Source organism: Hoylesella timonensis 4401737 = DSM 22865 = JCM 15640, from assembly GCF_000455445.1.
Classification (GTDB): Bacteria; Bacteroidota; Bacteroidia; order Bacteroidales; family Bacteroidaceae; genus Prevotella; species Prevotella timonensis.
The window spans coordinates 235,356-252,003 of the sequence record NZ_HG417093.1; the positions used below are offsets into that span (position 1 = coordinate 235,356).

Here is a 16,648-nt window from a genome sequence, read left to right on the forward strand (position 1 = left end):
TCCCTTAATTAAGGTTTCTAATTTCTCAATGATTTTGTTTTGGGTAGAGATGCGTTCGTCTATCAAATGCAATAAAGTGGCTATCTTTGTTTGTTCTTTTTTCTCCTTGGGTACATGATGATATGTTTGAAAAAAGTCCTGAACAGATATATTGAGTAGTCCATGATTTCGTGCGCCTTCTACTGCTATTTCAGAAACACTTTTGTGCCATTTAGGTGATTCAAAATATTGTAGAATAAAATCTGACTCAACATTATCTTGCGTTGCAAAACAAATATAAAGAGCTGATAATACCCCTTGTTCATAATTATCCAACCTTTTTATAGCACCCCACGGATAATCATTTGAATAACTTTTATTATAAGCAAATTCCCCTTTTTTCAACAAGTAATAGTTTGACATATCTGTGCTTGCTACAATCTTGTTGAAGAATGTAATTTGATCTACTAAACCATATTTAGCAGAAATCGTAAGAGGAAGTTTCGATAAGTTGTACTTATTTTTTCGCTTTACACGTTCTGTGAAATCCCCCAAACGTTTTTTCTCCCACTCTCCCTCAAATTCAGGAAATCTCAGATTTGGGACATTGAGGACTTTTTTATCTTTATTTTCTGCCATAGCCATTATTCTGTAATTTTCTTGATGAGTTCAGTTGCTGCAATGTCGTGCATGAGAGTAAAGCCGAACCACTTTTTACCCAAGTCCTTGATAGAAGCTCCAATATGATATACTTCGTCGTCAATAAGTAGGAAACGGTCATGTGCCTTGCTAAATTGTTTTATCTCAATGAATGGATATTGAGAGTTATGACGGTCGACATCCAACTTAAATTGGTTACTGATACGTTGTGTGTAAATAGTTGCTGTTACCCCATTCTCTCGTTTGTCAAGCAATGTAAGCACGGTGTCATCCACATAATTATCAATAAGTACAATTGAGTGTTTGGCTTTTCGTATCAAGTTAGATACGAAACGGTGTGCATCAAATACTTGACCATCATAGAATATACCTTGTATGGGTAGATTGTTCGCATTTAATCGTTTGAAAACCTCATCAATGCGTTTGTCTATCAGATTTTGGTGTTGCTTCATTTCCAACTGATGATACTCAATTGTTTCAAGCCGTTGGAACAATTGGGCATTGGAAGCTACAAAACGGCGCATGACAACAAAGGCATCCATAATCTTAATACTAACAGCAATAGCTATTTTACTATGAAGCACTGTAGAAAGCATGGATATACCTTGTTCTGTAAAGACATAGGGCATAACCGTGGAATGCTTCAACGTATTAAGGCGGTCGCAATTTGCGACCAGTTTATCAGTTTCTTCCTTTGTCAATTGGAAGCGAAAGCGTTCAGGGAATCGCTCAACGTTACGGCGTACTTGCTCATTAAGGCGTTTGGTTTCAACGCCATAGAGGATAGCCAAGTCTCGGTCAACCATCACTTGTTTACCTCTTATATTCATAATAAGCCGTGCAATATCATCCTGACTAGAATGTTGTTGCTCTATCGCCATAGGTAACTGGTCGCAATTTGCGACTGGTTCAGTTGATTGGCGTTCTGTATTTTCCTTATCTTTCGTCATAACTTCTTATTTTGACATTATAACTTGCGACTCCATATTTTACATTATCCCCAATTCTTTCAAATAACCTTCAATTTCTTTATCAAGGTCGGCACGCTTGGCTTCCAGATCCTTGATTTCCTTCATCACGGCATGAATGTCAATAGGTTCTTCCTCCTCGAAAGTATCAACGTAACGAGGAATGTTGAGGTTGTAATCGTTTTCGGCTATCTCCTCCAAGGTGGCAAGGTGGCTGTATTTCTCAATCTCCTTGCGATCACGGTAGCTCTCAACAATCTTCTGAATATGCTGTGGGCGCAGCTTGTTCTGTGTCTTTATCTTCTCAAAATCCTTGCTGGCATCAATGAAGAGAATACTGTCGTCTTCCTTACGGCATTTCTTAAACACCAGAATACAGGTAGGGATGCTTGTTCCATAGAAGATGTTGGCAGGCAGACCGATGATAGCATCCACATAGTTTTTCTTCTCAATGAGGAAGCGGCGGATTACTCCCTCAGCATTTCCACGGAAGAGAACACCATGAGGAGCAACGCAAGCCATAGTTCCACCCTCGTTTAAGTGATAAAGCATGTGGAGTATGAACGCATAATCAGCTGTCTTGCGTGGAGCAAGCCGTCCTGCCTTGCTGAAACGGTCATCATTGTTGAACTTATCAGCAGCACTCCACTCTGCAGAGAACGGAGGGTTGGCAACAACGGCATCAAACTGAGTGTCACCAAAAGCATCAGCTTCGAGTGTGTCGCCATTCTCAATACGGAAGTTGCTGAATTTGATGCCATGAAGGAGCATATTCATGCGGGCAAGATTGTAGGTCGTGGGATTCTTCTCCTGTCCGAATATCTCATTAGCATGCCCTATACCTGCTGCACGGAGCAGCAAAGAGCCACTACCACAGGTTGGATCATAAACATTGCGAAGGCGTGCATGGCCGAGGGTTACAATTTCAGCCAAGATACGGCTTACTTCCTGCGGAGTGTAAAACTCACCGGCTTTTTTTCCTGCACCGGCGGCAAACTGGCTAATCATATACTCATAGGCATCGCCAAGAATGTCAATCTCTTGTGAGGCCTCCACACCAAAGTCTATATCATCAAGGGCAAGAAGCACGTTGCTTACTAATGTGTTTTTATCGTCTGCAGTCTTGCCTAATTTGGGCGAAGCGAGGTCTATGTCTGAGAACAAACCGCCAAAGTCCTCTTCGCTATCTTGCCCAAGCGTGCTGTCCTCTATACGCTTCAAAGAACGCTCAAGTATCGGCAGAATATTTTCTTTCTTTTTAATACTCTCAATAACGGATGAGAACAAGAAGCTGGGTTCTATGAAATAGCCAATGTTTTCGATACATTCGGTCTTTACGCTCTCTTGTAGCTCTTCTATATCGGTATCTTTTTCCATTGTCCATAATTCTTTGAAGGTTACATCATCATCCACTAAGGCGTCATTGGCATGTTTTTCAATCTTCTCTGACAGATATTTATAAAAGATAAAGCCTAATGTGAAGTACATAAAGTCGCTTGCCGACATGTTTCCACGCAACTTATTGGCTACTTCCCAAAGCTGGTCACGCAATTTCTGTTGTAATTCTTCGCTCATATTATTGTTATTTCTTATTTTCTATTATTAAAATATCTCTCAATGCCACTTTGTATGATTGGGATTTTGTTATGTTATCAAATGGAAATTCTGACTTGCTGTGTATATGTGAAACATCAATTATACAATTCCATGAAGAAAATGTAGGTGCTTCTTCACTGGGGTCTAAGCATAAGATTTTCATAATTGCACCATTCTTATCACAAAATTCGTAGCCAACAGCAAGCATGGCGTGAGCTCCATCAGTAAACACAGTTGATATTATAACCGGTTTGTCCTCATCAAGCGTATCTGCAATGAGACCAATAAGTTTCTCCTTGTCTCGTGGATTTCTCCTTCTGACTCTTATCCCGAAACTTTGCTCGTTAATTTCTTTTCTAAGAGTTGAATAGGAATAGCCAGACCTTACCATTCCTTGCTCATCAAGAAAATGGCTTAAAAATTTTCCTTTGGGTGTTCTTCTGTCAGGCTTGTTGAATATATCCAAGTCTTCCTCGGTGACAGCACCAATGCACAACAGCGCCATAGACAAGGAATAAACAGCGCAAGCCCCATCCATATGTCCTTGACGTCTATGTAATATAACATATTTACCATTTGCATCCTTGACAAGTACACCTTTAGGACTTATCCGTATTGAATCTATTACTTTTATTGAACTCATATATGTTTTTAATTATTCCCAACTGAATGTTCGTATGATAGATTGCAAGCGGTCAAGTATCCTTGTCAATGTTTTGCGTCTTTTTATTAATCCTAAATGCTTTTCTTTCAACGCCTCTTGTATAATTTCTGGTTGTTCCTTTTGCAAGTAGTCATATTCAGACAAGTAATGATTGAGAACAGATACATCCAAGCCCTCTTCTTTTGCAAGTTTATCTACTGCGTTGTTCCGCTCAGTCGTGATGTAATTGTTCAATCGTTCTTCAAGGTCGCTTGTACCGTCAAACTTCTGTTTGCGTGCCATAAAGTTATCTCGGTCATCATCCACGTTCTGCTGTATAAAGCCATCAATTAGTTTTGCCTTGTTACGTAACTCAGCATCTTTAATCATCGTATCAATAATATACGTACGTTTTTCCTTATAATCTGCGCTGTAAGGATTAAGATCAGCGATCAGTTCAAGTATGTAAGTTACATTGATAATATCACTATGCAACAATTCTAAACAGAAATCAATATCATCAATACCTGACCCTGTTGAAGTTTCCGTGGACTCTGTATCTTCGTCAGGCGTTTGATTTTCTTCTGAAGGCTTACAGCTACCGGCAAATGTATCGTAAATATCAAGGTATTTGCTTCGGAAGTCCATAAATTGCTGCTCTGTCATACCAAGATCTGCAGCATCTTCTTCAAATTCATCGTAAACCTGAATCTCTGCATGTTTCTTAATGACATCACGGAATGCAAGGATAAACAGCTTTTTATCTTTCTCGCTCTGCAACAAATCTATGCTGCTGGGAGTTGGGTATTGTTCTAAGAAGTTTGTCGTAAGTTCCTGATAATTCTTCTTGACTTCATTAAAAGGCGGACGGACAATATCTTCAAGATTATTGCTGTTACTGAAAAGCTTGATAGAAGCATCCACATTGCTTTTCAAATCACGGAAGCAAACAATCTTGCCAAAACGTTTCTTTTCATTCAGTACACGGTTTGTACGACTGAATGCTTGTAATAATCCATGATAGTCCATATTCTTATCCACATAGAGTGTATTGAGTTTCTTGCTGTCAAAGCCTGTCAAGAACATGCCGACTACCAGACAAAGGTCAAGTGGCTTCATGTCTGTTTTCTTTTTCTTCATGCGAAGATTGATGTCATCATAATATGCACGGAAGTTTTCTGTAGTGAAACTTGTACCGAACATGTCATTATAGTCATCCATAATAGCCTGTAACTCATCTGCTTCGCCCGTGCTTTCACTCACATAGCTACCAGTATTCATACCTGTAAGGGCGTCGTCCTGACTGCTGTTAGATGCGTATGTAAACACGGCTCCTATTTTAATTTTGGGATCAAGACTCTTGAATATTTTATAATATCGAATAAGTGTTGGCACAGACTGCACGGCAAACAAAGCGTCAAACTCGCCATCAAATGTTGATTTATTGAAATTATTAAGGATAAATTTGGCAATTTCCGTCATACGGTTTTGGCTAGTATTATCTACATCGGCATTGCCATGATAATATTCTACGAGGAAACCAAGTACATTTTCATCTGCAATAGCATCCTTTATCAGATACTTGTGGAGGCAGTTGCCGAAGATTTCCTTTGTTGTATGACCATCCACAGCATTCTCAACGAAGATTGGCGTACCTGTAAATCCGAATATCTGTGTGTTGTCGAAAAACCTGACGATATTCTTATGGCAATCTCCGAAATGACTACGATGACACTCATCAAAAATCATCACGATACGAGAATGACGGATTTCTTCAATCTGCCTGCTATACCACTGCTTACTTACAGCGGCATTGAGCTTCTGGATTGTGGTGATGATAATTTTGGAATTACCATGAAGGCGCTTCACAAGTTCATCTGTGTTGTCGGTACTATCAACAGCACCTGGTTCAAATGCCTCATATTCGGATTGCGTCTGTGTGTCAAGGTCGTGTCTGTCAACTACAAACATAACCTTGTCCACATCGTCCAATTCGGCTACAAGCTGGGCAGCCTTAAATGAAGTCAGCGTTTTTCCCGCACCAGTTGTATGCCATATATAGCCATTGTTATTGGAATTTTTCACACGGTCAAGTAACTTCTCAACGGCATAGAACTGGTAAGGACGCAACACCATTAGGCATTTATCTCCTTCGTGCAGTACGATATACTTGCCTATTATTTTGCCTAACGTGCATTTATCAAAGAAGCTGGTGGCGAACTTTTCCAATTCATTGAAAGGTACATTAGCTGCATCTGTCCAATTGAACGTGAATTTGTAGCCACTATTCGGATTGTTGGCAAAATAACGCGTATTTACTCCGTTGGAGATAACAAACAGCTGCACATAGTCAAACAGTCCATGGAACGAGGTCTTATGATAACGTTGTATCTGGTTGTAAGCCTGTTTCAGCTCTACCCCTCTGCGCTTCAGCTCTATCTGAACCAAAGGTAAACCATTTATAAGTATTGTCACGTCATAACGACACTTCTTTCTTCCTTCAACAGTAATCTGATGGGAAACCTGAAACTCGTTCTGACACCAGTGGGTGCGGTTCAGGAATTCCACCCACAGGCGTTCTCCATCATCCAGTTCAAGTGGAAAGAGGTCACGAAGTTTCTTTGCCTTTTCAAAACGTGTGCCACCCTCAAGATAAATCAAGATTTTATCAAATTCGGCTTCGGTAAACTCGGTACGCCCAATCTCTTCCAGTCTCTTCCTGTTATGTTTCTCAAGTTGACTTTTGAAATTTGTCCGGAGATTTTTCTCTTCTTCAATCTGTACATATTCATAGTTCATTTGCTGAAGAGTAGCAATGAGTCCGTTCTCAAGAGCAGCTTCACTTTGTACTGGCATATTTATTCTTTAGTTATTATTTGTTTAACATATAAGGTTATTCTTCGGTTGACCTAAGTAATTCTCTCACATCAACCTTTAGCACCTTGGCGATTTCAAGAAGGTTCTCAAGGGACGGCTGCACTTTATTAGAGCACCACCGAGAAACGGTATTCTCTGTACGACCTATTTCATTCGCCAGCCATTTGCCAGACAATTGTTTTTCTGCCAAAACAGCTTTAATCCTATTTATCGCCTTTTTCTGTTGATTTATCATTGTATATTGCAGAGTAGGTAAGTACAAAGATACACTTTTAAGGTTGTTTCTCCAACCATATTTAAAAGTAATTGATTTTTCCGTATAAAATTCTTGTTTTAGAATTGTATTTCATCGAAAAACGATTATCTTTGCATTATATAAGGTTAAGTGTTCTTTGAGGCATTGCAGAATAAAGAGAGGGAAAGAAACTCGCTCGTTTCCATCTCGTAACCCATTTACCCTTTATTTATTCTTATTTTATTGACTATCTGAAAGATACAATATTTTTGAATCTTTTGCGGGCGTAATCGGTTGCGATAAGCATCTTCGCCTTTTCCTCACTCTCACTCAGTGGTGCACGTCCCAAGAGTGTGGCATTGCCCGTCTTGGCGAACTCCATCAGTTTGCCGATAAATTCTTCCTGTTCGGGCGTGGGCGGTATGTTGTGTAGTATCTCGTTCTTCTCTGGGCGGTCGATACCGATGTCCTTGGCAGTGCGAAAATCGCAAATCTCCGCATAAAAGTAATAGAAGCGAATGTAATCGGCTGATTACAAAAGGAAAGCATAAATAAGAATAATAAAAGGTGAACGACTTGGAAACGAGCGAGTTTCTTTCTCCTTCTTTCTTTTGCAATGCCTCAAAGAACTCTTTATTCTTGTTTGCAAAGATATAAATTTTTCACAAGAAGATATACGGATTTCAAGAAATTCATAGAAAACTTCACTATATGAAATTGGAAAAATTGGAAAAATTATGAAAATCAGAGAAAAAAGATGCTGAACAATTTGTTGTAAACAATTTGGTTTTATATATTTTCGTCATATTTTCCTGTAATATAAGAAAGATTTTTTGAAGACTTACCTGAGGATCTATTTGAAAGTCTAAAATAAAGACACTAAACACAATAGCTTATGAGAAACTATTACCTATCCTTATGTCTATTCCTGCTATCTTTCCCGCTATATGTGGAAGCCCAGTCGCCAGGTGGCGTTGACGGTGCGGAGCTCTGGCACATGACGGTACCCATGAACACGGATTTAACTGGCAATTACTTCTGGAGGGACTATGCCGGGGATACCGTGCGTTCACGAATCTTGGACAAACAGAGCGGTCGATATGGAAAGGAATTTATACAGTCCCAGCAGCATGTGCGCACGTTTAACTTCCGCCCTGCCCTTAACCTCTCCCAAGTAAATGCTCCCAAGGTTTCCCTGATGAAATACAGTTCATTGGGTCAGGCGACCGTTATCGGACTCTTTTGTCACAAACCTGCGGATGCCAAAAAGGATGCCGTGCTGTATACGTTGAGTGGTCGTCCCGGTAGCGGTGTCCTAATGTCCAAGGACAAAGCTGTTGGTGTCAGTGGCACGAGTACGTTGGATTACGGCAAAGAATACGGACAAGATCTTCTTTACGGTAGTGTGGACACCACAGCCACGGAAACATTTGAGGAAAGTGCCCTCAGGATAGTATCCTATATCAAAGCTAACAAGGCCGTGCGTTCTGTATGGGGTGAGAAATGTGGAGGTTTCTATTCTGTTGGTTCCACCTGTAACGGTCAGGATGTCAATCTCAAAAATGCTTTCAGCACCACCGATATTGGCAATAATATCTTTGATGGCTACAGCCCCGAAGCTATCGTATTCTCTCGCCATCTCACCAATACTGAGCGGCTTAGAATTGAAAGTTACCTTGGTTTAAAGTACGGCGTCACGCTGAAAGGTTCCTACCTTGATCCACGTGGCAATCTCATTTGGGATGCATCAGCTAATGCTGCATACCATCACCGCGTAACGGGCATCGCTCGTGAGGATGTTGAGTTGCTTTTCCAGCCCGTGTCAACGACCTCTTATGAGGAAACACCTCTGTATTCTTCCCTCCATGATACTTATTACAAGTCCAAGCCCTATAACCTTTCCTCCGAATCCCGCTTATTAGTTATCGGGCAGGAACATGGCAGTCCCATTCCGGACGGGTCCTATATGATTTGGCGTGACAATGGGGTTAACACCGCCATCGGCATACCTGAGAAATATTCCTCTTGGCATGTCATGAACCGAAAGTGGCTCACATCCACCAATATACACGAAACGGCTGACACGACGGCCGTATGGGGTGGCAGTGGGTTTTACTTTGAGCGCGACGGACATTTCACCTCGCTCCTACAAAATGACAAGGACATGACAGCCGTAGCATACAGCAAGCCCCTTGTCGGGACAGACGGAAGCATTTCCATGCTTTGCCCTTTCAGTCCTTTTGATGTGGGCTTCACGGACGAAGCGAAGAGCATCACGGTATACGGCTATCGCATAAGAGACGGAAAAGTATATTCCATCATCAAAGGCATTCCACAGACAGAAGCCCTATGTGCCATCAACGTAGGAGAAAGAATGATTATCCGCAAGACAGGCAATGCGCTCCATCTCATCATATCAGCCGAAGGCGATGTGAAGTATACTGTGGATATTCCTGAAAACGAAGTTAAGCGAATTGCTTTCATCCGTCCCATTGACAATGCCTATCGTCTGGAAATCAGAGACGTTCTCGCCAGTGGATTCGGTGTGACAGGTAATGTTATTGAGCTCGCCACGAATTTGCTGAAAGATAAGCAGTTCGTTAAAAACGCATCCAATGCCCTTTTGCTGATTGATGGCACGGGAAAGTGCGAATGGGATCCCGAGACGGTACGTGTTTATCGTTGCAGTGAACAGGATGCCAAGAGAGGTAAGTTTATCTTCCATAACGTATTCTTTGACACTGACGGTAACGGCAGTGATGTATTTACCTTCGGCTATCATGATGGCGTCTTCGCTCGTTTGACGCCAAAGCCAGCCAGCTGCATAGATAGTAAGCCACAGGCAGACGGCAGTATTGATGTGAAAGTTCTCTTCGGCAATCCATCCTATCGCTATGAGGTACGTGCTGAATCTGTTTCAGGTCTAGTTACAGACTCCCTTGTGCAATCGGGCTTGATGACTACTGATCACGCTACCATCAAAAAACTTCTTCCCGGTATCTACCACGTTGATGTCATTCAGACAGGAGGTACCGTGCTCACAGCCAACATGTCTGAAAATAAAGGAGAGTCATATGCTAACTCCCCCGGTAAGTTTCCTGAATCCACTTTCTCGTGGAGTGTCAGCGACATGACATCCGTCTATCATGCAGGTATGAGTTCAGTCATCAGGCTGGGCGGGCTTCCCGACTTCGGTTTCTCTGTGAACGGTTCCACAGTTACGGTCATTGTTAAAGGAAAAGTGGACGAACAAAAGCAGTTTACCGTTGCCAAAGGCGACGTACTGTCCCTAACATACAGTGGCAAGTACTTGGATTACCGTATCAACGGCAAGAGCGTCAATCAGTACAAAGGTTTACTTCTTTCCAGTTGGCATTTCAGTTCTATATTCAACGCCATTCTTCTTTGAGTAATCTCCTGGTCAACGACCAGCCGTGTCCAATACTGACGAAATCTTCGGATGTTTCTGTTGAAACTATTCTGCGCAGCTTATATGACAAGAAGGTAACTATCACCAGTGAGTGCGGAGGTTCGGTTGAATCCCAGCCGATGAAAAGAAGCAGCTGCGAAGATGGGATCGCTATTTCTGACGACAGCGCATTCAAGGTGACTGATAACGGTAATCATTCTTTTACTGCAAAACTTTCCATGAGTAGTTCTCATTCGGGCACATATATCACCTGTCCATTATCTAATTCGTAGGCTATTCCTATTTTTTTCCCTCTGGAACCATCGGCATTACTTTTATCGTTGGACGGTGTATAACGCTCTATTTTTTTACCTTTTTTGGTAATAATCTCCATATTTTCCTTACCTGGATTTTTTACCATCGTAAAATCCTGACTGCTGAACATCTCTGGCATCTTGTACCGTGTTACCAATGCCACCATGAGAGCCACGGCAAAGACCATAGACACGTCAAACAGATTGCCCACCACACTCATGGGATTAAAATCTTCATCGTTTGAAGATGATGCATAACGGCGACGTCTTCTCATACCCTCTCCTTGTTTTCTAAGATTAAATCTGCCAAGAACTCTAATTGCGTGCGCTGCTGCATGAACCAACGCCGCTTAACCTGCATTGTTATCATGCCTACGCCAGCCGAGAATAATCCTACGACGGTTGTGGCAAAAGCCACTTGCATATTGTACGCCATAGAAGCAATGTCGCCTGTTGACAATCCCACAAGAGCAGGTCCCATGGGAATAAGCGTTCCCATAAGTCCCAACTGTGGGCCTAATTTAGCCAACAAGGCAGGCGCGCCTATCTCTTTATTATAATCTATTTCAAATTGTGAAAGCAACCTCTCAATGTGTTGCTCGCTTCCTTTCGCATCTAATATGCGATGCGCGTAAACCAAAAGAGGCGACGTTCTTTGCGTAGGCAGCTGCTCTTTGAGACTGGGCAATCCATCGACGGTAAGAGTGTCGAAATGCTTTTCAATGACACGCACCGTATGTCGCATGCCAAGATACTGTCCGAAGAATGTCCCTAACAAAAGTAATGCTCGGATAAAGAGCAACAATAAAATTACGATGACAGGAATTAAAAGTCCTGTGGTAATCCAAAAAAGAAAATCTGAAATATAAGTCATATTTGTTTTTATTTAGTTTTCAATCAAGATGTTTTTACAATCATGTATTTATCAATGTCCTATTTTATTTTAATGTAACGTATCAATGCCCCTAAGAAAACGCCCAGTGCAAGCAACAAAGTCACTCCAGCCGTAGCGAACCAATTAACTGGCGAATTGCTATTTTGTGGCGTTGATACCCGAACCGTTGCCACGACGGCAATCATTGCCACGATTAAATTTGAAAGGAAAAGCATTTCTAAGCGTACGTCTCTATCGCCTAAAAGTCTTCGCAACAGAAAAGTGAGCAATGGTATGGATACGACAAATACTGCCGCCAATACATATGCTATGAGCGAGAACGAGAGGCCGGGCAAGCCAAAGATGCACTCAACCAGCATGGCAAAAACAACAGGAAAGATTGCAAAGCCTGGCCACCATTGTAATATAGCGTAATATATTTCTTGACGAAACGTAGCAGCCTGTGGCATCTTTGTCTTTTCCCGCGCTGCAACCATACAAAAAAGCAATTGGACAATAATGTCTACTGAGAGTATGACAGCCATATTTTGCATAATCGTCTCAGAAGCTAACCATTCGGCTATATGCGTACGCGATTGGTTAATGGCGATTTTCCATGTACTTATCGTAAACACTGCTATGAGCATGGTGTATACTGCAATTCCTTTCCACGTTCCAAAGGTTTGCTTCAATAGAAAATTGAAGCAAACCAATAACATAAGAATAGCTATGACAGTAACCATTTTATCAATTTCATTGTTTATTTTTTTTGCTCTTTGCTGATTCTGAAAAATATCTATGATGAATTTTTAACATGTTTTTTAAATCAAGATGTACCCTCATATAATCACATTTACTCATAAGATGGTATTTTTCAGAAACAGCCTTTCTTCATTTTTATCGCATTTTACGATTGCGGCGCACAATGAGTGCAACAGCAATTATAGCAATAAGTACGACAATGATGATAACCGTACCGTTTACGGAGTCAGAGGTAGTATTCTGGTTGTCGGACAGAGTTTCCTTCTTCATGGTCATCCCCTGTTTGCCATCAGTAGCCTTCTCTCTTATCTGATTAATGTTTCGGAGATATTGTTGCTGTTGAACGGCATTGTCCGCTCCCTCCTTCTCGATAAACTGACGGAGTTTATTATTGTTACACACAAATCCTGAACATGAGGGTTTAAAGCGGTTCACTAAGTCCATGTGCCGCGAAGCCAAGGTCCTTATTTGTCCGCGCGTAGGTTTCCACATTCCTTTGCGCGCGCCTTCCAGCATCACGGCCGTTATCTCTTCAAGAGCTGCAGGATTTTTTTGTTCAAAATACTTCTGTATTCCTACTTTATATTCGTCTTTGATGTAAACTTGATAAATTTTATTCCAAAACTGTTGGTCAATCACGTTGGTACGCATCACGTTCCAACCAAAAGTGTTTTGTATGGTTTTGGCAAACTCATCAGCACCCTCTTTTCCGCTCTTGATATGCTCTTTGATGTAAGCAGGATTGAAGATAGTAGTCCGGCTCTCTATGCCCACCGCCTCTTTTAAATCTTGCATACGCATATTGTAATGATTGCGCATATCACTAATGTAAGCATCCGGCTCTTTGCCTGTTGCCTTAGTGACGGCTACGTTGAGCCCGCCCATAAACTCATAAACATGGTCTAAGCTTAATGCTCCCCATAAATTACTTTGTCGCGGTTGAACTATGACATCTGTACGAGTAAGAGCAGCTTCGAAGGCATATTGTTTAAAATCCTCCCACTCTTTGTCATCACCATAGAAAGCTCCCATATTATTAAGATAGGTATTCGCTATCTCTAAACGGTTTTCCCATTGGTCGCTACTCATTACCATCGACTGTATGTTGGTGCCATAACTGCCATTTACTCCGCCAAACACCCGTCGTGCAGCCATGCTTCGTGCTTCTTTTGGTGAAACACCTTTCTCTGTCAGCACTCGCTCGGTCTCCTTTACTCCCTCGCTTACCATGTTTTCATACTTATCATCATGAGCAGCGGCGGCCATTTCGACAGCCCTGTTGATTAAGAATAAACGTGATGCGGCTAAGTCTCGCAACTGTCCAGAGGTCTGTACAACTACATCTATGCGTGGACGTCCTAACTCTTTTGACGGAATAAGCTTGATGTCTGATATGCGTCCAAAGAAGTCACGAACGGGTTCTACCCCCAAAAGGTATAAAATCTGGGCAATAGATGCGCCTTGTGTTTCAATAAATTCACTACTCCAAAGCGTAAAGCTCACTTTTCTTGGAATGCTGTCATGGTGATGTTGCCGATACAGGGCAATGGTGTTTTCTGCCAGTTGTTTACCTTGTTCCCATGCAGCTTCGCTGGGAGTTGTTTCGGCATTAATGCTATACATGTTACGCCCTGTTGGCAATGTGTTGGGATTCGTCACAGGATCGCCACCTGGTGAAGGTGATGTGTAGCCACCATTCATTGCATTAAGAATGCTTTTCAATTCCATTGCGGGGCTTTGTATCAGCAATTTGCGGTATTTCGCCACGTTCATAATTGTTCGTTCGGCTTCTATGACAGCAAACGCGAAATCCTTTTCATGAGATGAGAACGAAGGCTTTTGCATTCTCATGCCACCCATTCCCATTCCTTTTGGCATATTTCCTTTCATTGAATTCATGTTCTTTTTCATGCCTTTAGCCATCGGTGACTTTTTGTTCATACCTTGCATCATAGCCATCATACTGGTTGGCGCGTTAAGAGCCTCGCAAAGATGATGTGCTTTTTGCAATTCGGCAGGAGCGATACCTAATACTTGGCACACCATTTTTGGATTACCAAGAGAAGGGTTTGCAAGAAGTTTATCTACTAACTTCTGAGCAGGGTAAAGATAACGTTGTAAGAACAAAGAACGTTGTTTCATCATGACATCAGACGCTCTCCCCTTTTGCTTGTCTACTGCGAATTGCGCATATGCAATAGGATCGGCACACATAGCCATAACCGTAGAGTGCAAGCCTTGGGTATCATAAGGTACTCCCAACGTGTACAAATGCCCACCGATCTTTTCTGTTGCCAATTCTTCAATAAAGTTGTCTACCTGTTGCATCTGCTCTTCATTGTACGGCCGCTTAAGGTTCGCATCTAATTGCAAGTCGCGGTGAATGCCCATTTTTACAACCATCGCCTTCACTTGCAAGGCTGTTTCCGTTATACCAGGAAGTTTTTTAGCAACTTTAGTATGATACACATCCATTTTATCCAATAATGCCTTGTACATAGTGCGTACGTCATTTTTCATATAAGGCTGTGTAAGATAGGTTTGCAAGCAAGCATACGAACGGCGTTTGGCGATGACTCCCTCGCCAACATTGCCAACTGTGTATATATATATATGAGGAATTGAACCCACTAATCTATCGGACCAGTCCTCATTGCCCAAAGCAATTTGCTTTTTGGGCGTAAACTCCATGCTGCCATGTGTGCCAAAATGCACCAACACATCAGCCTTAAAAGCATGTTGCATCCACAAATAAGATGCGATGAAAGCATGAGAGGGAGCCGCATCTGTTCCGTGTACAATCTTGAAGGAGTTACCCTCTGTGCTAACAGCGAGTTGAGGCATGAGAACAATATTGCCCAATTGTATTCGTGGTATAGCCAATTCACCTTTGTCTGTCGCTAAGTAATTACCGGGAAATTCTCCATTCTTCTTTACTACTTCCTTATATTTCTCACCAACAATAGACGCCTTTACCCATTTATCATATTCCTCTTTATTTACCAGTGCAGGATGCCCTGTATGAATGAAATGAGCGATGGTGCCTTTGGCATATGTACCCAAAACCGCTCCTTGTTGTTGAATGAGTTTTTCAAGTCCCTCTGCAGATGACGGAAGGCCTTGCACGTTATACCCCTGTTGCTTCATGGTGGTGAGCAAATTGAACAATGAAGAGCAGACGTCCATACCACTTGCTGTTAAGGCATTTTGGCCAGGCCCCTTGTAATAATAAATGGCAACACGTTTTTTGCTGTTTGGTATATTTTTCAAACGAATATAATTGTTTACCGTTTTCACAAAAGTGTTCAATCTGTCGGGTATCGCATCCACATAATCAAGACCGTCTTTTCCCTTATAATGAGCGAAAAGAGCAAACGGACGGATAGCTCCATCTATCTCTGGCATAGTTACGCTTTGCGATAAAAATCCCCCCATCATTCCCTGTTTGTCATTACGCCAATCCTCCTCTGGTTGGTTTACATTGAGCGGAGCGAACAAGGGAATGTTCTTTTGCTGCAAGAAAGCTACCAAGTTATCACCAACTCGTCCATGTGCCATATTGATAACGGCACGCAGAGGAATGCTGTCAGCATGTCCCTCGTCTATAAATTTTCGAATGTCGTTAACAGGATAAACATTATTTCCTGTTTGTTCCAATCGTTCAATCAACGAGGTAGGTTCTCCCATCGGACCCATGACCACTATTGCCGGTGCGCCTTCGTGCCACAACCCTTGTTTTTTTAAGTAAGCATTGTATTCTTTTACAGAGTTAAACTGCAAATCATCGGCAGCCTTATCCTCTGTTTTCGGACGATGATGCAACAGCCCAAGTATATGTTCTACCACAGGTTGCGGTGTTGGAGCCCTAAAGATTTTAGCATCAATGTATTTGCGTACATACAAGGCGAGATTACGATAGTTTTGTCGTCCACCGTTTCCCAGGTACAGCCGCAAGGTGTCAGCACTAACTTGGTCAATGGTCGTAAAATCGTTTTCGGGAGTTGTAATCATCGTACTTAGTATGGGAGCCCCCTTTTGGGCAGCCGTCGTGATGAGCTTGCGCTGTTCACCAGTAAGTTTCAGCCCCATGGCTTGCACAAACACCATGTCGTACTTGTTGAGCTCGTCAAGATTTTCTGCACTTAAATTTTCTATCTTAATCATTCCATTGTCGTTGGCGCGACTAATTTGAGCAAGTTCAATGGCTTGATAATTTACAAATGCAATACGGGTACGTGAGAACCAATGATTCCAACCCCATGTTGCCAAAATGATGACTATTATTGTAATAGCGGCAATGATAATTTTCTTTTTCATTATGTTCTAATATG

The 16,648-nt window shown here is 41.8% G+C and carries 12 protein-coding genes and 1 pseudogene; 1 reads left to right on the forward strand and 12 read right to left on the reverse strand.

The window, feature by feature from the left end:
• The 7 genes and pseudogenes from BN35_RS13685 to BN35_RS14345 form a co-directional block, all read right to left on the reverse strand.
• Window positions 1-618: restriction endonuclease subunit S (locus BN35_RS13685; protein ID WP_044071280.1), on the reverse strand; the 618-nt coding region annotated here is incomplete at its 3' end.
• Window positions 619-623: 5 nt separating this feature from the next.
• Window positions 624-1,589, reverse strand: coding sequence for an ORF6N domain-containing protein (locus tag BN35_RS05600; RefSeq protein WP_025072684.1), 966 nt, complete (start codon window positions 1,587-1,589; stop codon window positions 624-626).
• Between the two features lie 39 nt (window positions 1,590-1,628).
• The gene (locus tag BN35_RS05605; RefSeq protein ID WP_028901335.1) at window positions 1,629-3,182 is read right to left on the reverse strand and encodes a type I restriction-modification system subunit M; all 1,554 of its coding nucleotides are present in this window, start codon (window positions 3,180-3,182) and stop codon (window positions 1,629-1,631) included.
• A 7-nt stretch (window positions 3,183-3,189) separates the two neighbouring features.
• Entirely contained in the window at window positions 3,190-3,846 is a 657-nt protein-coding gene (locus BN35_RS05610; protein ID WP_018911431.1) for a cysteine peptidase family C39 domain-containing protein, read from the reverse strand.
• A gap of 12 nt (window positions 3,847-3,858) precedes the next feature.
• On the reverse strand, window positions 3,859-6,702 hold the full coding sequence (locus BN35_RS05615) for a type I restriction endonuclease subunit R (RefSeq protein ID WP_025072683.1): 2,844 nt from the start codon (window positions 6,700-6,702) through the stop codon (window positions 3,859-3,861).
• 37 nt (window positions 6,703-6,739) lie between these two features.
• A complete protein-coding gene (locus BN35_RS05620) occupies window positions 6,740-6,958 on the reverse strand; it encodes a helix-turn-helix domain-containing protein (RefSeq protein ID WP_023057853.1) in 219 nt (72 codons plus the stop codon).
• 247 nt (window positions 6,959-7,205) lie between these two features.
• Window positions 7,206-7,463, reverse strand: a pseudogene (locus tag BN35_RS14345) (helicase); the annotation flags it as partial.
• Window positions 7,464-7,853: 390 nt separating this feature from the next.
• Between BN35_RS14345 and BN35_RS12785 the strand changes: the two are divergent.
• On the forward strand, window positions 7,854-10,367 hold the full coding sequence (locus tag BN35_RS12785; RefSeq protein WP_145992940.1) for a hypothetical protein: 2,514 nt from the start codon (window positions 7,854-7,856) through the stop codon (window positions 10,365-10,367).
• A gap of 80 nt (window positions 10,368-10,447) precedes the next feature.
• On the opposite strand, the gene BN35_RS13800 is transcribed toward BN35_RS12785, so the two are convergent.
• The 5 genes from BN35_RS13800 to BN35_RS05650 all read right to left on the reverse strand — a co-directional run bounded on the left by BN35_RS13800 (window position 10,448) and on the right by BN35_RS05650 (window position 16,634).
• Window positions 10,448-10,621, reverse strand: a complete 174-nt coding sequence (locus BN35_RS13800) for a hypothetical protein (protein WP_154653955.1) — start codon at window positions 10,619-10,621, stop codon at window positions 10,448-10,450.
• The gene (locus BN35_RS05635) at window positions 10,618-10,956 is read right to left on the reverse strand and encodes a DUF2149 domain-containing protein (RefSeq protein ID WP_025072679.1); all 339 of its coding nucleotides are present in this window, start codon (window positions 10,954-10,956) and stop codon (window positions 10,618-10,620) included. The genes BN35_RS13800 and BN35_RS05635 overlap by 4 nt, the downstream gene beginning before the upstream one ends.
• The gene (locus BN35_RS05640) at window positions 10,953-11,555 is read right to left on the reverse strand and encodes a MotA/TolQ/ExbB proton channel family protein (protein ID WP_025072678.1); all 603 of its coding nucleotides are present in this window, start codon (window positions 11,553-11,555) and stop codon (window positions 10,953-10,955) included. Before BN35_RS05640 ends, BN35_RS05635 begins: the two co-directional genes overlap by 4 nt.
• Window positions 11,556-11,614: 59 nt before the next feature.
• A complete protein-coding gene (locus tag BN35_RS05645; RefSeq protein WP_025072677.1) occupies window positions 11,615-12,298 on the reverse strand; it encodes a hypothetical protein in 684 nt (227 codons plus the stop codon).
• A 154-nt stretch (window positions 12,299-12,452) separates the two neighbouring features.
• On the reverse strand, window positions 12,453-16,634 hold the full coding sequence (locus BN35_RS05650) for a cobaltochelatase subunit CobN (RefSeq protein WP_028901175.1): 4,182 nt from the start codon (window positions 16,632-16,634) through the stop codon (window positions 12,453-12,455).
• Window positions 16,635-16,648: the final 14 nt, after the last annotated feature.